The sequence below is a fragment of the Spirosoma flavus genome (assembly GCF_054778555.1).
The window spans coordinates 822,426-849,178 of the sequence record NZ_BAAGZL010000003.1 but is presented as its reverse complement, the minus strand read 5'-3'; the positions used below and the strand labels follow the sequence as shown (position 1 = coordinate 849,178).

The 26,753-nt window shown below is 48.4% G+C and carries 20 protein-coding genes and 1 pseudogene; 15 read left to right on the top strand and 6 right to left on the bottom strand.

The window, feature by feature from the left end; all coding sequences use genetic code 11:
- The first annotated feature begins 129 nt into the window (after positions 1-129).
- From mutY to ACYVF1_RS19945, 4 genes are all read left to right on the top strand, one after another.
- Positions 130-1,218 carry an A/G-specific adenine glycosylase gene (gene mutY / locus ACYVF1_RS19960; RefSeq protein WP_461082081.1) on the top strand — a complete coding sequence of 363 codons (1,089 nt, stop codon included), beginning with the start codon at positions 130-132 and terminating at the stop codon, positions 1,216-1,218.
- Positions 1,219-1,291: 73 nt separating this feature from the next.
- On the top strand, positions 1,292-1,792 hold the full coding sequence (locus tag ACYVF1_RS19955) for a single-stranded DNA-binding protein (protein WP_461082079.1): 501 nt from the start codon (positions 1,292-1,294) through the stop codon (positions 1,790-1,792).
- Positions 1,793-1,831: 39 nt separating this feature from the next.
- The gene (gene gldE, locus ACYVF1_RS19950; protein WP_461082077.1) at positions 1,832-3,172 is read left to right on the top strand and encodes a gliding motility-associated protein GldE; all 1,341 of its coding nucleotides are present in this window, start codon (positions 1,832-1,834) and stop codon (positions 3,170-3,172) included.
- 90 nt (positions 3,173-3,262) lie between these two features.
- Positions 3,263-4,288 carry a phytanoyl-CoA dioxygenase family protein gene (locus ACYVF1_RS19945; protein WP_461082076.1) on the top strand — a complete coding sequence of 342 codons (1,026 nt, stop codon included), beginning with the start codon at positions 3,263-3,265 and terminating at the stop codon, positions 4,286-4,288.
- A 41-nt stretch (positions 4,289-4,329) separates the two neighbouring features.
- Here the strand turns inward: ACYVF1_RS19945 and ACYVF1_RS19940 are convergent, their stop codons facing one another.
- Positions 4,330-5,433 carry an LBF_2804 family protein gene (locus ACYVF1_RS19940; protein ID WP_461082074.1) on the bottom strand — a complete coding sequence of 368 codons (1,104 nt, stop codon included), beginning with the start codon at positions 5,431-5,433 and terminating at the stop codon, positions 4,330-4,332.
- 171 nt (positions 5,434-5,604) lie between these two features.
- Between ACYVF1_RS19940 and ACYVF1_RS19935 the strand changes: the two genes are divergently transcribed.
- Both ACYVF1_RS19935 and ACYVF1_RS19930 read left to right on the top strand, forming a co-directional pair.
- On the top strand, positions 5,605-6,717 hold the full coding sequence (locus tag ACYVF1_RS19935) for a DUF3500 domain-containing protein (protein WP_461082072.1): 1,113 nt from the start codon (positions 5,605-5,607) through the stop codon (positions 6,715-6,717).
- 88 nt (positions 6,718-6,805) lie between these two features.
- Complete coding sequence (locus tag ACYVF1_RS19930; RefSeq protein WP_461082070.1) at positions 6,806-8,410, top strand: S8 family peptidase; 1,605 nt, start codon at positions 6,806-6,808, stop codon at positions 8,408-8,410.
- A gap of 90 nt (positions 8,411-8,500) precedes the next feature.
- Here ACYVF1_RS19930 and ACYVF1_RS19925 read toward each other — a convergent pair whose 3' ends face one another.
- Together ACYVF1_RS19925 and ACYVF1_RS19920 are read right to left on the bottom strand one after the other, a co-directional pair.
- Positions 8,501-11,296 carry a S8 family peptidase gene (locus ACYVF1_RS19925; RefSeq protein WP_461082068.1) on the bottom strand — a complete coding sequence of 932 codons (2,796 nt, stop codon included), beginning with the start codon at positions 11,294-11,296 and terminating at the stop codon, positions 8,501-8,503.
- A 67-nt stretch (positions 11,297-11,363) separates the two neighbouring features.
- Positions 11,364-15,413, bottom strand: a complete 4,050-nt coding sequence (locus ACYVF1_RS19920; protein ID WP_461082066.1) for a S8 family serine peptidase — start codon at positions 15,411-15,413, stop codon at positions 11,364-11,366.
- A gap of 356 nt (positions 15,414-15,769) precedes the next feature.
- Between ACYVF1_RS19920 and ACYVF1_RS19915 the strand changes: the two genes are divergently transcribed.
- The 5 genes and pseudogenes from ACYVF1_RS19915 to ACYVF1_RS19895 form a co-directional block, all read left to right on the top strand.
- Entirely contained in the window at positions 15,770-16,612 is an 843-nt protein-coding gene (locus ACYVF1_RS19915; protein WP_461082064.1) for an alpha/beta fold hydrolase, read from the top strand.
- Between the two features lie 125 nt (positions 16,613-16,737).
- Complete coding sequence (locus ACYVF1_RS19910; protein ID WP_461082063.1) at positions 16,738-18,186, top strand: DUF1800 domain-containing protein; 1,449 nt, start codon at positions 16,738-16,740, stop codon at positions 18,184-18,186.
- A gap of 69 nt (positions 18,187-18,255) precedes the next feature.
- Positions 18,256-19,461: a DUF1501 domain-containing protein gene (locus tag ACYVF1_RS19905; protein WP_461082061.1), complete on the top strand. Its 1,206-nt coding sequence runs from the start codon at positions 18,256-18,258 to the stop codon at positions 19,459-19,461.
- A 199-nt stretch (positions 19,462-19,660) separates the two neighbouring features.
- Positions 19,661-19,915: a type II toxin-antitoxin system Phd/YefM family antitoxin gene (locus ACYVF1_RS19900; RefSeq protein ID WP_461082059.1), complete on the top strand. Its 255-nt coding sequence runs from the start codon at positions 19,661-19,663 to the stop codon at positions 19,913-19,915.
- 168 nt (positions 19,916-20,083) lie between these two features.
- Positions 20,084-20,215: pseudogene (locus ACYVF1_RS19895) on the top strand (type II toxin-antitoxin system RelE family toxin); the annotation flags it as partial.
- 8 nt (positions 20,216-20,223) lie between these two features.
- Here the strand turns inward: ACYVF1_RS19895 and ACYVF1_RS19890 are convergent.
- Entirely contained in the window at positions 20,224-20,886 is a 663-nt protein-coding gene (locus ACYVF1_RS19890; RefSeq protein ID WP_461082057.1) for a deoxyribose-phosphate aldolase, read from the bottom strand.
- Between the two features lie 101 nt (positions 20,887-20,987).
- A complete protein-coding gene (locus tag ACYVF1_RS19885; protein ID WP_461082055.1) occupies positions 20,988-22,847 on the bottom strand; it encodes a pseudouridine synthase in 1,860 nt (619 codons plus the stop codon).
- Between the two features lie 262 nt (positions 22,848-23,109).
- Between ACYVF1_RS19885 and ACYVF1_RS19880 the strand changes: the two genes are divergently transcribed.
- On the top strand, positions 23,110-25,134 hold the full coding sequence (locus tag ACYVF1_RS19880; RefSeq protein ID WP_461082053.1) for an acetoacetate--CoA ligase: 2,025 nt from the start codon (positions 23,110-23,112) through the stop codon (positions 25,132-25,134).
- A 102-nt stretch (positions 25,135-25,236) separates the two neighbouring features.
- Here the strand turns inward: ACYVF1_RS19880 and ACYVF1_RS19875 are convergent, their stop codons facing one another.
- Positions 25,237-25,512 (bottom strand): helix-turn-helix domain-containing protein, encoded by a 276-nt coding sequence (locus ACYVF1_RS19875; protein ID WP_461082051.1) that lies wholly within the window; start codon positions 25,510-25,512, stop codon positions 25,237-25,239.
- A 355-nt stretch (positions 25,513-25,867) separates the two neighbouring features.
- On the opposite strand from ACYVF1_RS19875, the gene ACYVF1_RS19870 reads away from it, so the two are divergent.
- From ACYVF1_RS19870 to ACYVF1_RS19860, 3 genes are all read left to right on the top strand, one after another.
- Complete coding sequence (locus tag ACYVF1_RS19870; protein WP_461082049.1) at positions 25,868-26,110, top strand: hypothetical protein; 243 nt, start codon at positions 25,868-25,870, stop codon at positions 26,108-26,110.
- A gap of 74 nt (positions 26,111-26,184) precedes the next feature.
- Positions 26,185-26,391, top strand: a complete 207-nt coding sequence (locus ACYVF1_RS19865) for a hypothetical protein (RefSeq protein ID WP_461082047.1) — start codon at positions 26,185-26,187, stop codon at positions 26,389-26,391.
- A gap of 92 nt (positions 26,392-26,483) precedes the next feature.
- Complete coding sequence (locus ACYVF1_RS19860; protein WP_461082045.1) at positions 26,484-26,726, top strand: hypothetical protein; 243 nt, start codon at positions 26,484-26,486, stop codon at positions 26,724-26,726.
- The last annotated feature ends 27 nt before the right edge of the window (positions 26,727-26,753 follow it).

Below are 26,753 nucleotides of genomic sequence, written 5' to 3'. Positions count from 1 at the left end.
ACTTTAACGTTTATTACAATGTTGAAAATTGGGGTCCTAAACGGGAGCACAAAGGTAGGGGGTTTCCTATAAATTTAAAAGCGTTCATGCGCCCGTTTTTCAGGAGTAGTTAGATTTTCTTCTTTTACTTTGAATTGGCTATCAGACTTTAACACAATCGAACTATCATTTGCACCGACTCTCGAGAGCTGGTATGAATACCACAAACGGGACTTGCCATGGCGCCATACGCGTGATCCATACCGTATCTGGTTGTCCGAAATTATTCTCCAACAAACGCGTGTCGCTCAGGGTAAACCCTACTATGAACGGTTCATAGAAGCTTATCCGAATGTTGCCAGCATGTCGGCTGCTGATGAACGCGAATTGCTCAGGCTTTGGCAGGGCTTAGGCTATTATTCCCGTGCCCGAAATTTGCATCAGACGGCTCGCTATGTAACCAAGGAGCTTGCTGGGAAGTTCCCTGCTACTTATTCCGAGCTACTGAAAATGAAAGGGGTAGGGGCATATACAGCAGCAGCCATTGCCTCATTTGCCTTTGGAGAACGTGTGCCCGTTGTTGATGGAAATGTGTACCGAGTACTGGCGCGCGTTTTTGGGATTGAAGAGGATGTAACGACAACAAATGCGAAGAAGACATTTGCGGGCCTTGCTGCTCGTCTGATTCAATCGGCAAACGATCCTGCTACGTATAATCAGGCTATTATGGAATTCGGGGCTATACAGTGTACACCTGTGTCACCTGATTGTCTGATTTGCCCGTTACAACAACAATGCGCGGCTTATCTGACAGGTCGTCAGCATAAACTGCCTGTTAAGGCAAAGAAAGCACCTGTCCGCGAGCGATTTTTTAATTATCTTATTTTCCGGACTGATGGTAAAGTGGCTATGCGGGAACGTACTGATAAAGATATTTGGCAAAATCTGCATGATTTTTGCCTGATTGAAACCGACGAAGCAAAAGAGTTGCTACGTGACATTCCGCTTCCTGAATCGGTTGAAAAGCTAGTTGAACGTAGCGTACTGACGCAGTCACCCATTACGTCTGCTCAACTGCTTTCTCATCAGCGAATACGTGCTACATTCTACATTTTGGACGTAGCAGAGGAAGATTTGAGTAGCTTACCATTTGGGTTAAAATGGTATACTTATAGTGAAATAAGTCAACTCCCTAAGCCGGTAATTATTACAAACTATTTTGGGAATCTACTTGGATAAACGGGTATATTTCAGTATCTTTAATCCTCTTAAACACTACGCATTTTCCTACGTAACCAACAAATCAAATAGTATGGCAAGTCTGAATAAGATGATTATAATCGGTAACTTGGGTGCCGATCCTGAAGTGCGATATCTGGATGGTGGAGCTGTTGTTGCTACGTTCAACGTGGCCACCACAGAGAAGTTCACTAACCGGAATAACGAAAAAGTTGAGCAGACTGAATGGTTCCGGGTTGAGTTGTGGAATGAACAAGCCAAAGTGGCTGAAAAATATTTAAAGAAAGGGAATTCTGTATACGTAGAAGGTCGTTTACGTACTGAAATCTGGACAGATAAAGAAGGTAAAGAGCGGACATCGCTACGGGTGCGGGCCAATACCATGCAATTATTAGGTAGTCCGAACGCCGACCGCCAGGATGATGTTCCTTACGAAGCGCCCCGGCAGCAGGCAGCGCCAGTACAAACGGCACCTACACCGCCACCTGCGACGCCACGCCCGCAACCGGCTGCTCGTAAGGCACCGGAGCCGGTTCCCTTTGAGAGCACTGCCGATGATGACCTTCCGTTCTAGTCTGAAGCGCGCTCTATTGTTGAACGAGATTCGATATACATGGACCTTAGTGACCCTCTTCCTCGACAGGTGCTCCCAGCCACAGAAAGCTGGGGCACCTATTTTAATTTATACGGACCCTATCTGGCGCTGATTCTACTGCTCCTGACACTAGCCGGTTTAGTGTCAGCTTCCGAAGCTGCCTTCTTCTCGCTCTCGCCCGACGACCGAGCTTTTTGCCGCGACAGCCATAAAAACGACGACCGACGTATCGCTAACTTGTTGGAACGTCCCAAGCGGCTGCTGGCTTCGCTGGTTATTTTTAATAATCTCCTTAATATCGCCATCGTCGTTATTGTTACGTATCTGACATGGGCATTCTCGCGGGCTCAGGGCTCAGGCTGGGTGTTGGCTGGCGTTACGCTTACTACGGCTATCGCGATTGTACTTTTCGGAGAAATTATTCCGAAAGTATATGCCAGTCAGAATAACCTGATGGTCGCACGTCGGACGGCCACGCTGGCGCAGGCAGGGCTTTTTGTCTTTCGACCGCTGGCGATGCTGCTCGTTACGTTGAGTAATCAGATTGATAAGCGTATTGACCGGCGTGGCTATAAATTATCGGTTGAAGAGCTGAGCCAGGCTGTTGAACTGACTGGCAACGACGCTACCGAAGAAGAGAAAGAAATTCTTAAAGGCATTGTTAATTTCAGTAATCTGACGGTACGCCAGGTCATGCGTGCCCGACTCGATATTTCTGCAGTTAACAACGAGTTGCCATTTAGTGAACTATTGGCTCAAATTAACGCGTCGGGGTACTCGCGGGTGCCGGTTTATCACGAATCACTTGATCAGGTAGACGGAATTTTATACATCAAAGATTTACTGCCCCACATTCATCAAGACGATACGTTCCGCTGGCAGGAATTGTTACGTCCTGCCTTTTTTATTCCGGAAAATAAAAAAGTAGACGATTTACTTCAGGATTTTCAGAAGCGTCGGGTACACATCGCCATTGTTGTTGATGAATACGGAGGTACGCGGGGACTTGTTACGTTAGAAGATATTATCGAAGAAATTTTTGGCGATATAAACGATGAATTTGACGATGAAACGGCCGTCGGATACCATCGTGAGGATGACCGCACTGTTGTATTTGAAGGGAAAATGCTGCTAACCGACGTATGTCGGGTGCTGAATGTCGATATCACTACGTTCGAAGGGGCTCAGGGCGACAGTGAGTCACTTGGGGGCTTACTGTTGGAGCTGTTCAATAGATTGCCCAAAACCAACGAAGAAACGACATATGGCGGGTTCACCTTCCACGTTTTATCGGCTGATGATAAACGCATTAACGAAGTTAAAGTGACTAAGAATAAAACGGTTGAAAAAGTGGAATGAGCCGTTTGATACGTTTTGCAAGACTTACCTAGTAGCTCTAACTAGTCAATTAATTTTCTGCTATTTTTGGGAATTAACCAGCCCTCAATTATGAGCAGTTTATTTGATAAGCTAAAGTCTGTTGCCAAACGGACCCTGATGCCCGAAAAAACAGTAACGGAATTTGATTACGCTACGTTACCCTGGATCGATAAGGAAGGCGCTGATATAGACGCCTTTGTAAAACAGCATCCAGCTGATAAAGGCCTATCCTACGATTTGGCCGAAAAGATGAAGTTCTGGAAGAAAAACGGCTACGTTATTCTGGAGCAGGCTATCCAAAAAGAGTGGCTCGACCAACTTTGGAGCGAAGTTGAACAACTTATCGATCATCACGAAAAATACGAAACGCTGGTACGTATCGACCTGCCAGAGTATCAGGCAAATCCAGTTCAGCCCATTAAAGACGTACCGCAGAAGGTACTCAATGGCCCCTACATCAAATTCATGGACTTTCATGAAAACTCGGTGATTGGGAAGAAGATCATGTTACATAAAAACATTGTAACGTTTCTCCAGGCCGTGTTTAACGATAAAGTAATTGCTATGCAGAGTCTGCTGTTCAAATACGGTAGTCAGCAGGCAACGCACCAGGATTTTGCCTACGTAGTATCCGAAATCCCAAGTCACCTGGCGGCTGCCTGGATAGCCCTCGAAGATGTTCATATCGATTCAGGTCCGCTTTTCTATTATCCTGGCTCGCACACAGTAGGGAAATTCAACTTCGGCAACGGAATTTTCTTCAACAACAAATCGACGCTGAATCCGAACGATTTCGCCAAATACCTTGATGAAGCCTGTCAGAAAGCTGGTCTTGAGAAGAAAACTCTACTAATCAAAAAAGGCGACGTATTGCTGTGGCACGCAGCTCTAGCCCATGGAGGTGATGAGATTCGTGATCCAGCGCTGACACGAAAATCGTACGTTTGCCATTACTCGTCCGATAGCGCGTTTAAGCACCACCGGCAAAGTCCAAATACGGAGCCAATCCGTCGTACAATCAATGAGGCTGATGTATTTGTGAATCCACAAATGCTCGATCAGGAAGACATTTTCGCCGAAGGAAAAAAAATGTGATCATACGTAGAGACAAGGCATGCCTTGTCTCTACATCATAGCTACACCCACAACCCTTTTCCTTCGTTATACTCTTTACCAATCCGGTCAATATCTTCGGCTGAATAAGTTAACAATTGCTTTTTTCGTAGCTCATTGAGCCGTCGTTTTTCAAGCCACGAAAGTTTGCCATCGATCAGTACGCCAAAAACTATTAAGCGCTCCAGACTTCGGCGGACAGCTTCTGGCGCTTGCTTCACCTGTTCCGGAAAATTGCCTTTTAATGGCGTATTGGCCCGCAAATCGAACTGGTCTACGAGCGTTTCGGTAAGTAAGAAATGAGCGTAATTGTACTGACGCTTTAGAATAGCAACGTATTGAAGGGCTTCCAGGATCAGCGGACGAAAGGCGATATTTTTTCCCCATTCTTCGTATAACTCATGAACAAATTCGCGGATCGTAGACGGAGCCATGATACGTACCTGAGCCTCGTGCAGCACCTGCCAGGATGCCCAGGCATTCCAGAAAGCGTAGATAGGCATCCCCGCCAGATCAACTACCTGACGTAGTGCGAAACGGCCAATAAATCGTTTAATCAGGAACTTCAGCACCAGATTACTCAAAGCGGCCTTTGCCATATTGAGCAGAAAAAAAATCGTAAGGCCCCAGCGTGGTAAGTTTAAATAAGGGTCAATACCAAAGCGCAAAATACCTTTATTGGTTTTTTCAAGAGCCGCATCGGCCAGGGCCTGTACGTGACGGTCATACTGGGCATCGTGTGCACGCGGAAACTGGCACACCCGCATGATGATACTGACACTCCGCAGATTGAGACCTATCAACAGATTAACTTCAAGATAAACCAGCAACAGGCCATATAACGTAGCAACCAGCGGAATGCCATACGTAGTACCAAAAAGCGTGACGGGGGTATCAACGAATATGTCGGGCCACAGGTATTGAGGTCCGTATAGCAGCAAAACGCCCACCACGCCCAATAGCGCGGCAATAGTTAACGTAATGAGTTTAGTACGTCGAATAACCCGACTTTCAATGGGATTGAGTACGTACGGTTCATCGACCGGATGTTCCACTTCGAGCGCCTGACGGAGGTAGCGCAGCGCCAGAAAATCGAGAGGTCCAGTACCATTAGGCCGATTAGACATAATCATAATTTAACGTAACGGTTACAGGCTTAACTACTAAATCGGTTCGGTTGTTAGGGAGAGTGGGGTATATTCTGCCATTATTATCATAAGATTCGGTCCATAGCTTATTGGACTACAGGTAGATAAATATTGCGTAATACTTTTTCAGGTGCGCAAAACCGATCTACTATGAAATACTTCCTTTTCGGCTGGCTGCTTACCACCACAGCTCTGGCCCAGATTACTCCACCAGCTAAAACATTACCCGTTCAGCAACGTCTGAAAGACGAAATGTTCGATGCCGCCACCACTTTCCTGGCAACTCTTACCCCCGAACAGCGTAAAATTGCTACGTTCCCGCTCAATGACGAGGAGCGCTTTAACTGGCATTTTGTGCCACGCGAACGAAAGGGATTGCCCTTGAAACAAATGACCGACGAGCAACGAAAAGCGGCTATGACGCTGCTCAAAACGGGTCTGAGCGTGCAAGGATATCAGCGCGTGATGGACATTATGGATACGGAAAATGTGCTACGTGTCATTGACAATCGACCGCCAAACGATACTTATCGCGACCCTAATAACTTTGCATTTACCATTTTTGGAGAACCAGCCGCAAAAGATCCCTGGAGCTGGCGTATAGAAGGGCACCATTTATCGCTCCATTTTCTGTCGAGAGAAGGGCAGGTCGTTGCCCAGACACCCACATTTTTTGGAATCAACCCAGCTATTCTGGAATACGATCCCAAAATGGCTGACAAACGCATGTCGGACGAACGGGTTAAAACGCTGCCACAGAAAGGCCGGCAAATATTGAAACAGGAAACTGAACGGGCGTTTGCCTTATTGAAAACGCTTGATGAAAATCAGCGTAAACAGGCGATACTGGCAGCCGTAGCTTATGGAGATATTGTTACGAGCAATAAACGGAAAGCGTCGCTTGAAAAAATGGATGGTATTCGGATGGCAGACATGAAGCCTGACCAGAAGAAACTCTTTATGGAACTGTTGCAGGCCTACCTGACTAGTTACCGCGTTACGCTGGCCAAGCAGCAAATGGACAAACTCGAAAAAGATGGTCTGGATAACCTCCGGTTTGCCTGGGCGGGTGATCTTACGCCGGAACTGGGCGAAGGAAAAGGCTGGTATTACCGCATCCACGGGCCCACGATTCTGATCGAATATGATAATACGCAAACCAATGCTAATCACATACATACGGTTGTGCGGGATCTAACAAACGATTTTGGCGAGGATTTGCTTCTTGAACATTACAAGAACGCCAATCATAGCAAACCGTAGAGAATGTCATGTTGCCGTTTAACAAGTTTTAAGTGATCGAGCGATTGCATCTTTGTAACTTGTACGGTTTATTTTCCGTTATTAATACATGAAGAAACTCCTTATCTGTGCGTCGGTTGGGCTGCTGTCGGTAGCAGCTTCGGCGCAGGAAACGCAGTGGTATCTGCGCGATAAAACCGATAATACGGCGGGCATCAGCGTTGAACGCACCTACCGCGAACTCCTTAAAGATCGTAAACCTACCCCCGTAGTGGTGGCAGTGATTGACGGCGGTATCGACACCACCCACGAAGACCTGAAGCGGATTCTCTGGACGAACCCGAAAGAAATTCCGGGTAATAAAATAGACGACGACAAAAATGGCTACGTTGATGATGTCCACGGCTGGAATTTTCTGGGTGGGAAAGACGGACGTAACGTCGACGTAGAATCGGCTGAAGTGACCCGACTCTACGTTCAATTAAAGCCTAAATACGAAGGGAAGGATCGCAAAACGCTGAAACCGGCTGAGCAGAAAGAGTTCGACCTTTACACCAAAGTAAAAGACGAAGTCTCGAAAAACCGGGCTCAATATAAAGCACAATACCAGGGTATCAGCCAATTCGCTGAGCAGTTTACATCGGCGGTAACGATGCTGAAAAAAGCCCTGAACGTAACGAAACTCGATACCGCTACGTTGAGCAAAGCCGCCGATACGCTCCGAGATGCTTCTCTGAAACGGCCTGTGATGGGTGTGCTACGTCTGCTACGTGAACAAAAAGCGGGTTCGACGGACGTAGTAATGAGCGAACTTGAAAAGGCTAATGAGCAACTCAAGTCGCGGGCTGAATTCAACTATAATCCCGAGTTTGACGCCCGGTCAATAGTTGGCGATGATCCAAACAATGTAAACCAGCGCGATTACGGCAATCCTGATATTGCTGGCCCACGACCTGATCACGGCACCCACGTAGCGGGCATCATTGGTGGCGACCGGAGCAATAATCTGGGAATTTTGGGTATTGCGGACGCTGTGCAGATTATGGGTGTACGGGCCGTTCCCGATGGTGACGAGCGTGATAAAGACGTAGCAAACGCCATTCGTTACGCGGTCGATAACGGAGCGCAGATTATTAACATGAGCTTCGGAAAAGATTATTCGCCCCAGCGCAAAGCCGTTGAAGATGCCGAACGCTACGCACTTTCTAAAGGTGTATTGCTGGTTCACGCAGCCGGTAACGATGGCAAAGACATCGATACGGCCGCCAGTTATCCGGCCGCCCGTTTCATGGATGGTACTGAAATTGCCAACGTCATTACGGTTGGAGCCAGCGCTGAGCCGAACAATTCCGACTTGGTAGCCAGTTTCTCGAATTACGGTAAGAAAAACGTTGACGTGTTTGCACCTGGCAAAGACATTTATTCGACCGTGCCTGGTAGCAAGTACGAAAACAATAGCGGTACCAGCATGGCGTCGCCCGTAGTTGCTGGCGTAGCTGCGGTGTTGAAATCGTATTTTCCGAAATTGACTTACGCCGATATCAAGCGGATCATCATGCAATCGGCCACGCCGTATAGCACCAAAGTTCAGCGGCCAGAATCCACCGATAGCGTTGATTTTGCTTCTCTGTCAAAATCGGGCGGTATTGTTAATTTGTATGAAGCCGTTAAACTGGCTCTGGCACAGGAAGCGGGTTCAGGCAAAGGAAAATAGAGCTTCTTTACGAGTGCCATTACGTTGAGTAATGCGATTCGTAATTATAATTTCCCCGACTTACGTCGCTACGTGCGGTGAAGGTCGGGGTTATTTTTTGACAAAACGTCGGCTGAACGTATTGGAATCGTCGGTTAGTTGAAGAATGTAGCTACCGGGCGGCAGACTCTGCACAGAAATTATTTCCTCAACCTGATTATTTCGCGATTTTGCAGTAACAACGGGTTGTTGTAAAGCACCCTTTAGATCATAAATACGTAACTGCACCTGTTTAGCCGACGGATTTTCGTAACGTACCGAAAGCGTATGTTCGGCAGGGTTCGGATAAATTGAAAAGGCACCCGTTGGCTCTGGTGTTGTGGCCGTTATAACTGAGCTTTGCACGATACGTTCGCTGGAAAAACTCTCGCAGGTTTGCTGTTTTATCAGCACCTTATAAACACCTGTCTGCGCCACAACTAATCGATTGGCTATAGCATTGGCCAGTGCCTGATTATCGCGATACCACTGATAACGGTACGTAGTGTCGACGGGTGCCCGCAACGTAATGGTAGCTCCCTGTGGCAGAACCAGGTCCGTTTCCTGTGGAAGCAATTCGAGATTTAACAACGTGGTGGGTTGCATTACCGTTTCGTTCGAAAGGGTTTGGCAGCCATCTTCCGTAACCCGAATCTGGTAACGGCCCGGTTCGTCAACAGCCAACGTATCGACCTCTCCAACAGCTACCAGCTCACTGTTACGCAGCCATTCAATTCGTACGCCGTTAGCTGAATTAGCTTTTAATTGAACGGTTCCCTGACCGGCGCAAAGCCACTGATTGCCCGTCGGCGTAATGGCGGCCAGTGGTTTCTTAAGCTGAACTTTAACCGGTTGCGACGTAGCAGAACACCCTTTTTCGTCGGTGATACGTAGTGTATAAGCACCTTCCTGAGACACGCTGTAATCGTTGCTGATGCCATCGGTCAACGTACTACCGTTCCGTAACCACTGATAGCGCAGGTTAGCAGAAGGGTTTGTTAGTTGCAGGCGTAGAGCAGAACCATCGCACAATACAGTATCCCGGCTGGGCGAAATAGTGGCCGAAAGTTCGCACTTACTACGTTTTAAGCCGCTGATAAGTAATGAATAAGGCTGGCTTGAATAGGTTAATTTTCCTTTGTGCGATACGGTAAGAGTATATATTTTTCCCGGAATCGGGTTCGCAATAATCACCTGTTCCACGTTATCCCGGTCGTTGTTTCCTCGACTGGCCGCCATTTCAGGGTGTTCCGGGTCCATGACAAAAGGCATGTCGACATACATTCCATCACTTAAGCGCAGATCAAGGTCATTGACTAGTTTTGGCGTTCGACTGTTCAACGAATTGGCAATAACGGGCGTTGCCGTGCCTTCGGGATCAGTCCAGCAGAGCGTAGCAACTAACGGTTCATAGCCTTGAGCTACAACCGTTTGGCTAAACGTACTACCTGTAGATAAGACTTTTTCCTGAATAGTATGCGCCAGCTCTTCGTTGAGTAACAAACGGGCAGCCGCTTCGGTGTTGAGCAATCCCCAGCCTTGCCGATAATCGGGTCCGGCTGCGGGATTCTGGCGGTAGGCGGTGTGTATAGCCAGCCCTTTCAACGTAGCAGCCTGCATAAATTGCCCCGTCTGCGGCAGTCCCGGTGCTCGCTGTTTGGCGTATAATTCCTGAAGTAAAAAAAGAGATCCTGCTACGTTGGCAGACGCCATTGAGGTACCTGACAACGTACCATAAGCCGACTGGCTGCTGCTTAGCGTCGATAATACGGTAGAGCCGACGCCCAAAATATCCGGTTTGATACGTCCATCATCGGTTGGCCCCCAGCCACTAAAGGCAGTTGTACCTTCCAGAGTTGGCTGATTGGGGTCGGTGTACGTAAGATTTGCCGCCCCGATGGTCAGCACGTTTTTGGCCGTCGCTTCGGCTGGAATCACATCATATGTATCATTCCTACTCCGACTTCTTTTACTCTGAGTATCTGTGTTTTTGAGGTAATACGGCGTACCTTCGGGCGGACCGGTTTCGCCCCGTTTATTATCTGCCGAACGTACCATCAGGTGAAATGGGTTGTTATAGGCAATCCGGTCGAGGTCCTGTGTGCGGGTCGTGTAGAAACCGAACAGATAATCTTCGGTAGCGCTTATGGACGTATTTCCCCACCATTCCCATTTCAGATTTGGGTCGTTGCCGGGTCGTGATTCGTTGAAAACCCAGCCAACAACCGGACCATACGCGTGGTTGGAAATCAGCAGATCAGGAGCCGCCGAACTTATTTCGATAATATCATCGGTATAATCCCAGACCGACAGACTGGCTCCAAAAGCCATGCCTTTCGCATCGGGATTGATGCCCTGGGCAATCAACGTACCAGCCAGATGTGTAGCGTGATCGTTAGGAATGGACGAACTGTTTTTATGAACAATTCGGGCGGTGCTGCCTGCCGATGTCGCAAATTCCTGATGGGTAGTCAGCACCCGTCCACCATCCCAAAGACCCAATCGGCCAGCCATAACCGGAGAATTGCCAGACAAGGCGATGGGTAATGATCCCTGACCGTGCAGGGCTAACGTATGCGTACCGCGTGCCGCTTCGGTATTATGCGACGTATAATAAATCGGTTGCCCGAACGGATCGATTTCCTGAAGCTGAAGAATACGTTGTCTGGAATAGTTTTTGCGGAGGAACCAACCGTTACGTTGCGCCAGCTGAAGCGTTTGTTTTCGTAGCTGATTATACCGTTGTGTGAGTTTTTTTTGCCAGTTTGTATCCTGTTTCTGTGGTAAACCCTGCGCCTGAACCGTGAAATCAGAAATGCCTAGACAAACCAATAGAAGTCCTGTTGCATAGGAGGTTAAGCTCCTCATGCCGCATTTCGCCCTGATTTGCGTACATCGTTTAAGCCAGTAGAGGGTTAGCAGAATGATAGTCCGATTAGTGTTTTTGAATTCGTTTCACCCGGACAAACTCCGTCCGTTCATCGTCAACTACCACAAAAAACGTACCGCCAGGCAGGTCCGAAATATCGATTACCGCCTGATAAGTTTTTCCATCCCGTTGTAGCGTTGACTGCCGGACCGTCAGGCCGCGGATGTCTGTTAGACGTAGCGTGGGGGGCGTAGGTCTCGCCGACGTGATGGAAAGCGATACAATTATTTGCTTCGTCGCCGGATTGGGATACACATTCAATTCGGCCTTATCATCTATAGGTTCTGCCGCTAAAATCGTTACGGCAACTTCATCAGAAACCAGTTCGCCACAGCCGTTGACGTTTCCTTTGACGGAATAGCGTCCCGATTGACCAGCAATATACGTAGCAGACGTAGCACCTGTAATAGGTACGCCATTATTGAGCCACTGAATTGAGGAAATGGCATTCGACGTAAGCGTACCACCATTGACCGTTACAGTGGGCGTTTGTGCAGTACGTGACGTGAGAGTGACTGTTGAAGAACGTACCGCCGGGCAAACGTTCGCTACGTCGACCGCGTAACTTCCTGACGTAGCGGCCTGAATGCTACTGCTTGTAGCACCACTGATTATCTGTCCATTACGATACCACTGATACGTTAACCCGCTGCCAGTATTAGCCTGGAGTATAATGCTGGCTCCCTGACAAAAACTGGCCGATCCGTTGGGTGTAACACTGGCTGTCGTAGCCGATGCGCTAATGGGTTGTACAGCCGTACGTTGCAGGCTGGGGCAATCGAGCGAACGGACGCGCAGGTTATAAAAATAATACCAGGCCGTTTTGAGCGTGTCATTTGTGCTACCGTTGGCAAAAAGTGCTCCTTTGCTGCTTACTACCGCCTGTCCATTCTGTGATTTAAGCTGGTAAGGAAAGCCATTAACGCCTACATTGCTTCGGAAAATAGACGCTCCGTTGGCGTATTCGATAGTGATTTTGTACTCACCCGCCTGCGGAATTTTTAGGTTGAGGGGATACACAGTCCCTTGATCGTCAGGGTCGTCGACGAGTTGGCTGTTGGTGGTGGCCGTGAGGCTTTGGTTTCGGGTAGGTACTACGTCCAGCGTTACGCTCGAAATGGCTGTGTTGTCGTAGCGACGTACTGTAAATGTCAACTGACCCGCATTCCCAATGTAAAGCCGCGCACTTTCCAGAACGATGGGTACGGTGGTCGAAATAATGGGAGCCGGACCGAAATTATTGCTGTAGGTGCCGCCACCGAACGCTTTTTTGTCAACTGGCCCCAGCGTACCGGAAAAATCGTTGAGCGTAGCGTAGAACTGGCCGCTTGTAGGCAGCGTTTTTACCGAAATCTGATTCCCGGCCGCAATCAGGTTGCCACCGATGGGCGCGTCGTACCAGAAGGCCGTTCCGTTTCCGGTGTTACGTAGCGCAATAACCGTATCACTTCCACAACGGGCAGCAGTGAATAAACCGGGCGCTGGAGCTGGAGCGGTTGATACGCTGGTAATGAGGGTATTATTGGCAGGATTCTGGTCATTGCTTAGGCCAGTAGTCACAGCAAAACGATATGTTTGCCCAGCTGATAACGTAGTACCGACTGGTAACGAAAGCGTCAGGCTGCTTTCCCGAAACGCCAGAAGTTTCGGAACTACGCCCGTCAAGCTTGCTACGTTCGTATTGCTGGCGTCTATTACCTGAACGTTGACCGGTACGTTAGCCTGATCTGCGTTGCCGTAGTTCCGCACCCGGACACTCACCGTTACGTCCGTTCCGGTCTGACCGCAGAAATTAGCTTCTGGACTAACCAGTGCCGTTGCACCAACATCGTTGGACGTTTGAATTACGTTCAATACATAATCCTGCGTCTCGCCATTTCCGTACGCTCCACAGGCCGACACAGACGTAGCATTATCCGTTTCGGTAGCCACAATACGTAGTCGGATAAACTGCCCCTGCTGCACACTGGCGGGCACTGTTACGTTGGCCGTGAACTGACCTGAATTCGGTAGTATGTCGGACGTAACCAGTGTTTCGCCTACATCATCGAACGTACCATTCTGATTCCAGTCAGCGAAGGCTTTTACTACTACGTTCTTCACTGAGCCACAGCTGCCTAGCGATACCGTCAGCGGGATTTGCTGGCTGGCCTGAACATTCGTTTTTACCTGCGAAAAATCAGTATATGACGTGCAGCCGTCAGCGCCAGCCTGATTAATACTCCCAAACTGAACCCGGTTGATTTTAGTATCATTGGTTGATGAAGCGGCAGACGCACAATACGCTTTGCCGCCGATGCCACTGATCAATAAGGCGTAATCCTGCTTACCGCCATTGAGCGTATTTTTCGACGTAACGGTAATGGTGTAACTTTTTCCGGGCGTCGGGTCGGCGATGAGCACCTGCTCAACGTTGTCGCGGATGTTATCGCCCCGCGTAGCCGCAGCCGACGGATTATCGGGGTTGAGTATCCAGGGTAACGTAGCGGTTTTGCCATCGGTAATGCGAATGTCGAGGTCGTTGACGAGCTTGGGCGTACGGTCGTTTAAAGTAGTAGATGCTGTGCCGACAGGGTCAGTCCAGCAGATTGTCGACATCAATGGGCCTCTGCCTGAAGCAACGACGGCTACTGAGAAGGTTTCACCCTGCGCCAGGGTTTGTTCAGCCAGCGAATAATTCTGGTCGGTGTTGAGGATAACCCGTCCGGCACGTTCCATGTTAAGTAATCCCCAACCATTCTGATAATCAGGCCCTGGCGCACTGCCCGCTTCGTCGGCAGTATGTATGGCAAGCCCTTTGAGCGTTGATGATCGTAAAAAACGGCCATTGTTACGTTGCGAAAACAGTTCCTGTAAAAGCAGCAGCGAACCCGCTACGTTGGGCGACGACATCGACGTACCACTGAGCGACGTGTAGGCGCTGTCACTCTCTGACGTTGAGGATAATACGTTGACGCCAACGCCTGCAATATCCGGCTTAATACGTCCGTCGTCGGTTGGTCCCCAACTGCTGAACGTACTGATTGCTACATCGGCAGGTTGGTTATAGCCAAAGTTCAGGTTGTTGATAGCACCGACGGTTAGGATGTTTTTGGCTGTGCCATACGTTGGAATCAGATCATAACCATCCTGATTATTTCGGGGCGCTGTGCTGGTGGCATCGCTGAGGCCGAGAAAATAAGGCTGTCCGGCACCTGGCCCATTTGAACCACGATTATTTCCCGCCGATTTGACGATTAAATAATAAGGAGACGCCAGTGCGATTCTATCCCAGGAAATTGACGTTGAATTATAGATCCCAAACTTATAATCCTCTGTTTTACTGATTGTTGTGTCGCCCCACCATTCCCATTTGGTGGCCGTAGTTCGTGTATCGCTGAATACCCAACCTGCATTTGATCCGTAGGAATGATTAGAAATGAGCAGATTAGGCCCAGCAGAACTCATCTCGTTAACATCCTGACTGAAATCATAAGCTCGTAGATTGGTGCCGAAAGCCATGCCTTTATCGGCCGTGTTGACGCCAGCAGCAACCATAATTCCGGCTACGTGGGTAGAGTGGGCCGATAACGTAGCGGCACCATCAACCTGTGTAACGCGGCTCCCCGAATTGGTTCTGAATTCAACATGGGTGTTACGTACCTTGCCGCCATCCCACATCGCCAGCTTATCCGTCAACGTACTGCCCGAGAGCGCAAGTCCCAGACTGCCACCCGCATACAACGAATTCGTTCGGGTACTTTGAGCGGCTTTAGTGGTACTGTTAGTGGCGTCATATAGCAGTTCGCCCCGCTCGCTGATACCACGTAGCATCACGATTCGGCCCGATGGAGATTGTTGAAGAACGGGACGTTTGAGACGTGTTGCTTCGGCCAGGGCCTGCCGATAATTTTCAGTCTGTAGTTGTTCAATGGATCGCTGAACGGCTTTCTGTACCACCTGTTGCTGAACGCTATACTGTGGTAGCGGCTGAGCCACGGTTATGGCAAACGTAGCGACAACTAAACCGACAGTTGCCCATCCGCTTTTAAATAATTTCCATAAACGTTGATTCATAAAAAAGACGCAAAGAATATGTAACGAAGGTACGCATTCAGTACGAAAAAAAGTGGAGCCCCGTTGCGCGGAAAAGATGTTATTAACTACTGTTTAATTTAAGGCCAATCTATATACAGCAAATTCGTGAGCATAAAACAAACAGGCATGTAAGAGTAGTATAAACAGGGGGAATAACCGTCGCTTTTAGCTCCAGTAATACCGTACCGCAGGCCGTACGGCATTGATATTGTAACAAAACTGTACAATTCGAATAGGCATAACATAATCGGGCTCTGTGCTGTTAGCATTGTAGCGGCTCTTGCATCCTGCCAGCCTACTTCAAAGGCCAAAACGATTCAACAACGTCAAAAGCCATGGATACCAGTCAGAAACTACAGCCAGCCGAAAGCGGTTATGCGGACGTAAACGGGTTAAAAATGTATTATGAGGTATACGGTAAAGGCAAACCTCTGGTACTGCTGCATGGCTCTTTTCTATCGATACCTTTGAATTGGTCGCGTTTCATACCTCTGCTGGCCAAAGACCGTAAAGTAATTGTACCCGAAATGCAGGGTCATGGCCGCACAAAGGATATAGATCGTACATTAAGTTACGAAGGTATGGCCGACGATGTATCCGGTTTGCTTGAACACCTCAATGTAAACAGCGCTGACGTACTAGGATATAGTATGGGAACTGGAATAGCTTTCCAGGTCGCGGTGCGCCACCCCAAACAGGTACGCAGGCTCATAGCGTTGTCGGGCACCTATGCGCACGACGGATGGTGGCCCGATACAGAAGCTAGTTTTGCTACCTTCACCGCAGACATGTTCAAGGGTAGTCAAATAGAGAAAGAATATACTAAAGAATATACTAGTTTCGGATACGACACGGCTGATTTTTCGGCACTTGTGAAAAAGATTGTCGGTGTAGATCTGAAATCTTATGATTGGTCGAAGGACGTAAAGAATATACAGGCCCCCATATTTATGGCCATTGGCGATGCCGATGGTGTACGCTTTGACCATGCGTTGGAACTGTTCCGGGCTAAAGGTGGTGGAAAGCAGGGAGATCTGCACGGGTTGCCACAATTACGGCTGGCCATTCTACCGGGTACTACGCACATAGGCATGTTGCACCGGACGGATTGGCTGATACCAATGATCTCTGACTTTCTGGATGCTGACCTAAATGCGCCACCACCAACTGAGTTTTGATAATAGAACACTGAGTTTTACATGTCGCCATCCTGTTTATCAGGAGATTAAACTGATTTAATCCGCAGGTTATTAAACCTTTGTGGCTTTCGCGCATCCTATTAGCTCAAACTGCTCCGTTGCTGATGGATATAGTCACAAAACAATCCCAGGAGATTGCTCGATTGCGCTATCTGTATAGCCGGGCCGGATTCGGTGCCACGCCGACTGAACTTACCGAAGCATCCCGACAATCGTTACGTAAGGCGGTGCGCAAGCTGCTGAAAGACAGTGAGTCCTTCGCCGAGTTACGGGTGGTGGAAGCTGATCAGAACGAAACGAAGCGACAACTGAAAGGTCTCTTTCGGGATGGACAACTCGATAAGGATATGCTCAAGGAACGCATTCGGCAGAATGCTGAGAAAGTGCGTGGCCTTAATCTGCAATGGCTCGATCAGATGGCGTCGGGGAAGTCGTCGTTACGTGAAAAGATGGCTCTATTTTGGCATGGTCATTTTGCTTGTCGGGCGCAGGGACGTAACCCGCTTTTTATGCAGCAATATGCTAATACGTTACGTCAGCATGCGTTGGGTCGTTTCGGCGATTTGCTGATGGCTGTTTCGAAATCTCCGGCGATGCTGCAATTTCTGAATAACCAGCAGAACCGGAAAAATGCACCGAATGAGAATTTCGCCCGCGAAGTGATGGAATTATTTACGCTGGGTCGGGGAAATTATTCGGAGCATGACATCAAGGAAACGGCCCGCGCTTTTACGGGCTGGCAGTTCACACCCGAAGGCGAATTTGTGTTCCGGGAGCGGGTGCATGACGAGGGCGAGAAAACGATTTTTGGCAAAATGGGCGCTTTCAAAGGTGAGGACGTTGTAGCCATGCTGCTCGAACGAAAAGAAACGGCTCACTATATCACTGCCAAAATCTATCGTTTCTTCGTGAATGAAGAGGAAGATAAAAAACAGGTCGATACGTTAGCTGAGCAGTTTTATAAAAGCAATTACGACATCGCGCAGTTGATGGAGACGATCTTCTCTGCCGACTGGTTCTACGATGCTAAAAACGTCGGTGCGCATATCAAATCGCCGGTTGAGCTGCTGGCCGGTCTGCGCCACACGCTTGGCGTGCAATTCGATCAGCCGCAACCGCAAATTTTTGTGCAGCGAACGCTCGGACAATTACTTTTTTATCCGCCGAACGTAGCAGGCTGGCCGGGTGGCGGAAACTGGATCGATTCATCGAGCTTGCTGTTTCGGATGCAATTACCCAACTACGTATTGAAAGCGGCCGAAGTTGCGATACGTCCAAAAGCAGATGGTGATGTAAATACAGAGCCACTGGCGCGGAAAGGAGCCGCCCGTTTTCAGACAAAAGTCGACTGGGCCGATTTCGAAGCGTCGTTCGCCAAAACTGCTGATAATGAGTTAATCGACTCCATCGCGCTTACATTATTGCCATTCCCGTTACGTACCGAGCAACGTAACATCATCGAAAAACAAACCAAACCCGATCAGACTCGTTCCGAGCGCATCCATGCCCTAACAGCCGCGCTCATGAGCCTGCCCGAGTATCAACTAACTTAATGAGTGAATGCGTGCAAGCGCGAATAGTCATCCAGTAGCGCTCTTTCTCTCTTTCGCTCTTTCACCATTATGAACCGTAGAAACTTCCTGAAACAATCGGCTTTTACGACGGCGGGCACCCTGCTGATTCCGCATTTTCTGAAAGCCTACGAAGCGCAGATGATGGGCCAGCCGGTCGCACCGAACGGGAAAATCGTTGTGATTGTGCAGCTGTCGGGCGGAAACGACGGCCTGAATACGGTTGTACCGTATCGGAATGACATTTACTACCGCGAACGTCCGACGATTGCGATTCGCCCGGAAAAAGTCCTGAAACTCAATGACGACATTGGGCTGCATCCATCTATGGGCCCTTTAAAAGCGTTGTACGACGAAGGATTGGTAACGGTGATCAACAACGTTGGTTATCCCAACCCCGACCGCTCGCACTTTCGCTCGATGGACATCTGGCAAACCGCCAGCGATTCTGATAAATACATGCATACGGGCTGGGTGGGTCGTTATCTGGACGCGGCTTGTGCTGGTAAACCGCAACAACCCTTTCGGACTATCGAAGTCGATGATACGTTGAGTCTGGCTATGAAGAGCGATACGTTAAATGGCCTGGCTTTGCTTGATCCTAAAAAACTATACAATCAGACACGTAGCGGGTTGGTGACCAATCTAAGCAAAGAACAGCCAGCTAATGAACATCAGTCGGTTTCGTATCTGTACAAAACCCTGGCCGAAACCGTATCATCGGCGGAATACGTGTTCGATAAGGCGAAAGCGGCTGCTACATCCACAAGCTATCCGGCCAGTGAGTTAGGTAATCGATTGAAAACGGTGTCGCAACTCATCCAGTCGGGGGTAAATACGAGCGTTTACTACGTATCGATTAGCGGTTTCGATACCCATATCAACCAGCCAGGGCAGCAGGAACGGTTATTGGGCCAATACGCCGAAGCGGTTGGTACGTTTATGGCCGATTTGAAAACAGCGGGTCGCCAAAACGACGTATTACTGATGACGTTTTCGGAATTTGGTCGGCGGGTGAAGCAGAACGCCAGTAACGGTACCGACCACGGAACGGCCAACAACGTATTCCTGATTGGTGGTGGACTGCCCTCGAAACGGGTTCTGAACGAAGCGCCTAATCTCACCAAACTCGATGAGGGTGATTTAGTTTATTCCGTTGATTTCCGGCAAATCTACGCTACGCTTCTCCGCGATTACCTGGGTGCCGACGACGTAGCGATTTTAGGCCGGAAGTTCGATGGGCTGAAGATTGTGTAATAAAGCGGCTCTTTTGTAGGGAAGTAAAAGGCGGCAGGACTATTATTGAATAGTCCTGCCGCCTTTTACTTCCCTAATTTCATTCCCTAAATAGACAAGTTTCTATTCAGGAGATGGATATGTATATAAATTGTACATTCTGTACAGAACTTACAGGTATTAATACTGATTGTAACCATATAAATTACTCTCGAAAACCATGACCCATTCAGTCAGTAGTACTCAGGATGCCCGTAAAAATTTCTCAGAAATCATTAGCAAAGCCGCTTTTGGTAAGGAAGCTACTATTATTACCCGGTCTGGCAAGAACGTAGCCGCCGTCATATCGTTTGAGGACTATGAATTTTATCAGCAGTTGGAAGATAAGCTTGATGGTGAATTAGCAACAACAAGATTAGCGCAAAACAACAAGCGCTACTCTCCCGAAGAAGTAAAGGCCCGTTTGGGTTTATAAAAATTGACCGAGTAATATTTCCCTTTCATGACTAACGCGTATCGAATAGAGTACGATGAAGCTGCTTTAGATGATTTACTTAAGCTGTCCAAGAAAGCTCAAAAAAGCCATAGACAAATTAGCAGAATCGCCACGTGTAGGTAATATAAACCAGCTAAAAGGTATAGCAAACTATTCAGGTTACGAACCGGCGATTACCGAATCGTCTACACCGTTGAAGGTGAAGTTATTCTCATTACGATAATCGCCGTTGGACCTAGAAAAGATATATACGATCTTCTAAAACGTCGTATTGAGTAAACTAATCACTACAACTTCCGCAAACTACTAATCGACAAGCGTTCTACACCCAACTCAATCAATTCTTCCAGTTGCTGCTCGCTGGCGCCGTCGGCTACGATTTTTACACCAACTGATTTAGGAACGTGCTTCCGGAACGTAATAGCTGATTCGTGATGATACGTTGGTAAATTAGCTGTAGCGGACGTAGCAAAACCCGTTGCATTCTTAATAAAATCAGCTCCGGCGTCGGCAGCTAGTTTGATGAGCTGCTTTTGCTGGTCGACGGTAAGCAATGCCGATTCCAGAATAACGGTGAGGAATTTTTCCTGCTTGTGAACCGGCGCTACCAGTTTAGCCAACTCAATTTTCAGCCAGACAGATGCTGGCGAAAACAGCGCCGACGTATTGATTACTACCTCAATTTCACTGGCGCCATCGGCCAGCGCCCATTCGACTTCGGTTTGCTTGGCTTCGGTACGTTGGTAGCCAAACGGAAAACCAACCACCGTTGCTAACGTAGCAGGGTGCGTATCGCCCATTTCCCGCCGGAATTTCTTTACCCAAAACGGCGAAACCGTCATTCCCGCCAATCCCAGTTGCGTCGCTTCATCAAGCACTTCATACTGCTCATTGAGCGTAACGCCCGGATGCAGCAACGTCCGCTCGATATAAGGGAAAAGGTGATTCATATTTAAAGAGCTAAAGGGTGAATGAGTGAAAGAGCGAATAACATCCGGTAGCAAACCATCCGGCAGATTCGCTCTTTCACTCTTGCATTCTTTCGCTCTTTTTAGTTAAAGTACTTCAGCTTAATAACTTCCTTCGGTTCGAGGAAGCGCCATTTACCGCGGGGAAGTTCTTTCTTGGTCAGACCGGCATACGTAGTACGGTCAAGTTTGGAGACTTCGTAACCGAAGTGCTCGAACATCCGGCGCACAATCCGGTTGCGACCCGAGTGGATTTCAATGCCCACTACGTAGGCGTCGGGCGTTACGATGCTGATCGCGTCGGGCTTAATGGGGCCGTCTTCTAGTTCAATACCTTGCTGAAGGGCTTCGAAATGCTCAGTCGTCATCGGTTTGTCCAGCTCAACCTGATAGATCTTGCGAATGTTGTTCGATGGGTGCGTGAGCTTATCCGCCAGTTCGCCGTCGTTGGTGAGGAGCAGCAAACCAGTTGTATTTCGGTCTAGGCGACCGACGGGATACATGCGGTAATTACCCGCATCGGCCACTAATTCCATCACCGTTTTACGTTCCTCCGGATCGTCGGTGGTGGTGATATAATCTTTGGGTTTGTTCAGCAGTACGTAGACGAACCGTTCTGGATTCAGCACTTTGGTGCCGTATTTTACGGTATCGCCGTCTTTGACTTTATAACCCATTTCGGTGACGACTTTGCCGTTAACCGAAATGTCGCCACGAGCGATTAATTCGTCAGCTTCCCGGCGCGAGCAGACGCCCGAATTGGCAATATATCGGTTCAAACGTATCAGGCCATCTTCTTCAGGCGATTTCCGTTTGGGTCTGGCTGATTCGTCACTTTTTGGTCCACGTTTCGGTTTAAATGAGCCTCTTTCTTCAAAAGAAGGCCGCTGATAATTAGGCGCTTTGTCGAATTTGCCCGTTCGACGTTCGCCCGATTCTTTACGTTGCTCCGGCGAAAAGCGAGAATTTTCAGGTTGATTTGTTTCGTTGTTACGGCTATTTCGTCGGTTCTCGCTACGTTGTTCGCTAGCTCCAAAACGATCTCTGTTCCGATTGTCGTTGTCCCGGTTGAATCCGCCTTCGCGCTTAAATGACGGGCGCTCGTCTCTCGAAAAACGATTTGGTCCCTCGTTACGTCGTGGCGAGTCGTTATCACGTTCGCGACGGAAGTTTGGCCGGTCGTCGTTACGTCGGTCCGAAAAACGGTTTCCGCTACGTTGCTCATCGTTGTTTGTCCGTTCGCGGGGTTTGCCCCATTCTGGTTTCCGTTCCTGCCATCGACCGCTACGTTGCTCGTCGCTACGGTTGTCATCGCGATTGAAACGGGGGCGGTCGTTATTCTGATCGTCGCGGTTGAAACGAGGGCGATCTCCATCGCGGTCGTCACGGCGAAAACTGGGTTTGTCGTTACGTTGATCGTTGAAACGGCGCTCGCTGCCGAAGCGGTCGGTGTTACGTTCAAAACGTGAATTCTGACCCCGGTTTTCGTCCCGATTCCCACCAGAAAATCGGTCGCTGTTACCTCTTGGACGATCATTATCGCGGGGAAATGGCCGGTCGCTACGTTCCCGGTTGAAGCGTGGTTTATCATCGCGCGATCCGAAATTATCCCGTTGGGGCTGGTCGCGGTTGAAACGTGGTGGGCGGCTTTCGGAATTATCCCGTTGGCTACGTCCTTCAAAACGGTCATTGCCACGTGATGGCCGGTCGTTGTCGCGGGGAAAAGGCCGGTCGTTACGTTCCCGATTGAAACGGGGTTTGTCGTCGCGGCTGTTAAAATCTCTTGAATTATCTGACCGATTGAAACGGGGTCGGTCATTATCGTTGTCCCGATTAAAGCGTGGGGCGTCATCCCGACGGCCAAATGAACGATCCTCCCGGCGGGGGGCACCATCACGGTTAGGGCGTCTGCCCCGGTCGTTCTGTTCTGAATCCTGATTCATGGAAAAATACAGTAAATCGTATTGTTAAAGAAGAAAACAAGGCTGATTGTCAGCTTTTTTACTGAGGTAGATGTAAAATGGGGTGCAAAGTTACGCCTTTTTTAAGCAACGTAGTACCCGGTGATTTTATGCAAACAATTTTTATCGGAAAAACAATCCGAAGTAAGCAATAATACTAGGCAATAGTTGCCAGTCGTTAGTCGATAGTCAACAGGATCCGAAAGCTGGATACCGATGACGGATAACCATCAGCTAAGCTCCTATGCCCCGTCCAACACTGACTCCACTTTACACGCCGTCGCGTCAAGCCATCGAGCAATCCTGCATGAAGCGATACATGGACTGGCTGTTTGTCAAAAAAGGGTTGTATTTCCGGGATTATGACGATTTATGGGACTGGTCGGTAACGGATCTGGAAGACTTTTGGGAAAGTATTTGGCAGTTTTTTGACATTCAGTCGCATACGCCTTATCAGCAGGTGGTGTTTCGGCCATCGCAGCGGGATATGATCGGAACGGATTGGTTTTCAGGGGCCACGCTCAACTATGCCGAACATATTTTTCGACACAAAACCGTACAGAGGCACTCAGACAGACCGGCTATGCTGTATGCCTCGGAGCATCAGCCTGTAAAAGCCATTTCCTGGGAAACGCTCGAGCAGGAGGTTGCGGCCGTGGCAACGTATCTGCGCCAGCAGGGGGTTGGTGTAGGCGACCGTGTTGTGGCTGTATTGCCCAACATCCCCGAAGCAGTCGTGGCGTTTTTGGCGACAAATGCCATTGGCGCCGTATGGTCGAGTTGTTCGCCGGATTTTGGTACGGCTAGTGTGGTGGAGCGATTTCGGCAAATCGAACCAAAAATTCTGATTGCGGCTGATGGTTATAGTTACAATGGTAAGTCTATTGATAAAACCGATTCGGTTCAGGAATTGATAACGCGATTGCCGACGCTACGTCAGGTAATCTGGGTACCTTACCTGGCTGGCGATTCGTCTAAATTAGCGGACGTATGGCCTGACTCGATTAGTCAGTCGCGCCGATTTTCTGTTCACTGGGACAACGTATTGGCAACCTCCGCGCCCGATGGATTAACATTTGAAGCCGTTCCGTTCGAGCACCCGATCTGGGTTTTGTATTCGTCAGGTACTACCGGGAAACCGAAAGCCATTACGCATAGCGTGGGTGGCTGTCTGCTCGAACATCTAAAAGCGCTGGCCTTGCACCAGGACGTGCGCGTGGGTGAACGGTATTTCTGGTACTCGACCACCGGCTGGATGATGTGGAATTATGCTGTCGGGTCGATGCTGGCTGGTGCTACGTTGGTTCTGTATGATGGTTCGCCCGCGTATCCTGATTTAAACGTGCTCTGGAAGCTAGCCGATGATGCACGTATCAATCATTTTGGCGGTGGCGCGGCTTATTTTCTGGGTTGTCTGCGGGCGGGACTAAAACCCGGTGCTACGTTCCGGCTCAATTATCTACGTAGCATTGGCTCGACTGGATCGCCGTTGCCGCCCGAAGGGTTTCGGTGGATATATGAGTCGGTGAAATCGAACGTGTGGCTGATTTCGCTGAGTGGCGGCACCGACGTTTGCAGCGCGTTCGTGGGCGGAAATCCATTATTGCCCGTTTATGAAGGCGAAATCCAGTGCCGAATGTTAGGCTGCAAAGTTGAAGCGGTCGATAGTAAAGGCCAGTCAGTACGTGGTGAGCTAGGTGAGATGGTCATTCAGGAGCCCATGCCGTCGATGCCCATTTATTTCTGGAATGATCCCGATAATAATCGGTATCGGAAAAGCTATTTTGAAGAATATTCCGGCATCTGGCGCCATGGCGATTACATTCAGATTACCGAACGTAACGGCGTCATTATTTACGGCCGTTCCGACGCTACGTTGAATCGCGATGGGATACGTATCGGCACCAGCGAAATTTACAGTGCTGTAGAGAGTTTGCCTGAAATTGCGGATAGTCTGGTGGTTGGTCTTGAGCAGCCGGGCGGGCGGTATTTTATGCCTCTGTTTGTGGTGCTACGTAACGGTGCTACGTTAACCGATACGTTAAAAGACCGTATTCGGCAAACGCTACGTTCCCAGTTCAGTCCGCGCCACGTTCCCGACGCCGTTTTTGCGATTGAAGAAATACCATATACGATTAGTGGAAAAAAACTGGAGACACCCGTCAAGAAGATTCTGTCAGGGATGGACCCGACGCTCGCTACCAGCAAAGACACACTACGTAATCCAGATTCGTTAGAGCAGTTTGTAGGATTTACGGTTAGCCGGTGAAGCTTTTACCAAAGAGATTTATTGTAGCATTTTATCATACGACGAAGCCGGATCAGCGACCCGGCTTCGTCAGTATGGCAAAAAAGTTGATTCGATCAAATATTAGTTGACATCTCCCCGACCCAGTAATTTCTCGGCGAAACGCTCGTCGGCCAGCAGCTTGCGAATCATTTCCAGTTCATCTTCGGCCAGTAAATCACCTAAACTCAATTGGTATAAATTGGCTAAGCCTTCTAGCTTATTAATAGGTGGTTGCGTCTGTCCGCTTTCCCATTTACAATAAGCAGGCTGGGTCATTCCCATGTTAAAAGCGATATATTCCTGCGAATAGCCAAACAACTGACGTAACCGACGAAGCTTCTCTGATAGCAAAGGCATAGTCTTTTCATTTATGGAATAACTAACACTAAACGAGTAGATCAAGCTGGCATAGTCAGAACGGTTATATATGGTAAGTCTGTAGGTAAACGTACGGAAGCATGACAGAGTTTAGATTTATTTTGGGGAAGGATTTTCTGAATAATGAGTTAATGGCCTACTTATGCGGGTTATAATTTTATAACTGAAAGCTATTATTTTATAAAGACAAGTTATCAGAGTGGGCCGACTAATCCCCCAACTTTGTCCCATCCAAACGGCAAAACGGCTCGCCAATAGTTTCTGAAAGCCCGATTGTTGTTGGGAAGCGGACGCCGAAAAGCATATAGAGTAGGCACCATTAATATATATCGTTATGAAAACGTTCGATTTTGCTACCCTCGGTGTTGAGGAGCTAACCAATCAGGAAATGATTAACAATCACGGTGGTGGCGACAACACCAGTTTATTAAACATCGGCTCAATTACAGTTGCCGATTTAGTAGATGTAAGTAACAACAGTCTGTTCAACGGGAATTACGCTCTGTTCAGCGGTAACACAACCAATACAAGCCCATCAACGGGTATCGGTTTTAGCTTCAATACGAGCAATTCGTAGACAAACGGCTTGCGTACCTGCAAGTCGAAATGAGTAGCTACATAAGTGAAATGTTCACCTAACACTATCTCATTATGAAAACGCTCGATTTGGCTGCTCTCCATGTAGAGGAGCTCACTAATCAGGAAATGATTGGTAATCAAGGTGGTGGCGATAGAAGTAATTCATCTGGTTTTCAGGCGACAGATATCAAGGTTTTTGATAGTGATCCTGGAGACAAGATTCTGTGGACTGGTAACGCTTCAGTAGCTAGCCCGGTTTACAACGTATCGCGCCAATAAGTGTAAATTTCTCATAAAGAGCGATTTAATTAAAAGTAATCGGATTGATGAGTCCATCATTCCGTATTGTTCAACTTAAATTTTATATCGTTATGAAAACGTTCGATTTTGCTAACCTCGGCGTAGAGGAGCTAACTAATCAGGAATTGATCAATAATCATGGTGGTGGTGACAATACCAGCATCGGAAATATAGGTGGGATTGCTATCGGCGATTTAGTCGATTTAAGCGGTAACAGCCTGTTTAATGGCGATAGCGCTTTGTTCAGCGGCAATACCACAAATACGAATCCAGTAACGAACCTGCTGTTTAACTTCAGCTCGCAGGGTTCGTAAAGTATAGAGTTGTGGCCTGATAATCAG

What these genes read in the sequence shown, in the direction of transcription:
- ACYVF1_RS19955 (WP_461082079.1), top strand. Translation starts at nt 1,292, where the DNA reads ATGGCAAGTCTGAATAAGATGATTATAATCGGTAACTTGGGTGCCGAT.
- gldE (WP_461082077.1), top strand. Translation starts at nt 1,832, where the DNA reads ATGGACCTTAGTGACCCTCTTCCTCGACAGGTGCTCCCAGCCACAGAA.
- ACYVF1_RS19945 (WP_461082076.1), top strand. Translation starts at nt 3,263, where the DNA reads ATGAGCAGTTTATTTGATAAGCTAAAGTCTGTTGCCAAACGGACCCTG.
- ACYVF1_RS19940 (WP_461082074.1), bottom strand. Translation starts at nt 5,433, where the DNA reads ATGTCTAATCGGCCTAATGGTACTGGACCTCTCGATTTTCTGGCGCTG.
- ACYVF1_RS19935 (WP_461082072.1), top strand. Translation starts at nt 5,605, where the DNA reads ATGAAATACTTCCTTTTCGGCTGGCTGCTTACCACCACAGCTCTGGCC.
- ACYVF1_RS19930 (WP_461082070.1), top strand. Translation starts at nt 6,806, where the DNA reads ATGAAGAAACTCCTTATCTGTGCGTCGGTTGGGCTGCTGTCGGTAGCA.
- ACYVF1_RS19925 (WP_461082068.1), bottom strand. Translation starts at nt 11,296, where the DNA reads ATGAGGAGCTTAACCTCCTATGCAACAGGACTTCTATTGGTTTGTCTA.
- ACYVF1_RS19920 (WP_461082066.1), bottom strand. Translation starts at nt 15,413, where the DNA reads ATGAATCAACGTTTATGGAAATTATTTAAAAGCGGATGGGCAACTGTC.
- ACYVF1_RS19915 (WP_461082064.1), top strand. Translation starts at nt 15,770, where the DNA reads ATGGATACCAGTCAGAAACTACAGCCAGCCGAAAGCGGTTATGCGGAC.
- ACYVF1_RS19910 (WP_461082063.1), top strand. Translation starts at nt 16,738, where the DNA reads ATGGATATAGTCACAAAACAATCCCAGGAGATTGCTCGATTGCGCTAT.
- ACYVF1_RS19905 (WP_461082061.1), top strand. Translation starts at nt 18,256, where the DNA reads ATGAACCGTAGAAACTTCCTGAAACAATCGGCTTTTACGACGGCGGGC.
- ACYVF1_RS19900 (WP_461082059.1), top strand. Translation starts at nt 19,661, where the DNA reads ATGACCCATTCAGTCAGTAGTACTCAGGATGCCCGTAAAAATTTCTCA.
- ACYVF1_RS19890 (WP_461082057.1), bottom strand. Translation starts at nt 20,886, where the DNA reads ATGAATCACCTTTTCCCTTATATCGAGCGGACGTTGCTGCATCCGGGC.
- ACYVF1_RS19885 (WP_461082055.1), bottom strand. Translation starts at nt 22,847, where the DNA reads ATGAATCAGGATTCAGAACAGAACGACCGGGGCAGACGCCCTAACCGT.
- ACYVF1_RS19880 (WP_461082053.1), top strand. Translation starts at nt 23,110, where the DNA reads ATGCCCCGTCCAACACTGACTCCACTTTACACGCCGTCGCGTCAAGCC.
- ACYVF1_RS19875 (WP_461082051.1), bottom strand. Translation starts at nt 25,512, where the DNA reads ATGCCTTTGCTATCAGAGAAGCTTCGTCGGTTACGTCAGTTGTTTGGC.
- ACYVF1_RS19870 (WP_461082049.1), top strand. Translation starts at nt 25,868, where the DNA reads ATGAAAACGTTCGATTTTGCTACCCTCGGTGTTGAGGAGCTAACCAAT.
- ACYVF1_RS19865 (WP_461082047.1), top strand. Translation starts at nt 26,185, where the DNA reads ATGAAAACGCTCGATTTGGCTGCTCTCCATGTAGAGGAGCTCACTAAT.
- ACYVF1_RS19860 (WP_461082045.1), top strand. Translation starts at nt 26,484, where the DNA reads ATGAAAACGTTCGATTTTGCTAACCTCGGCGTAGAGGAGCTAACTAAT.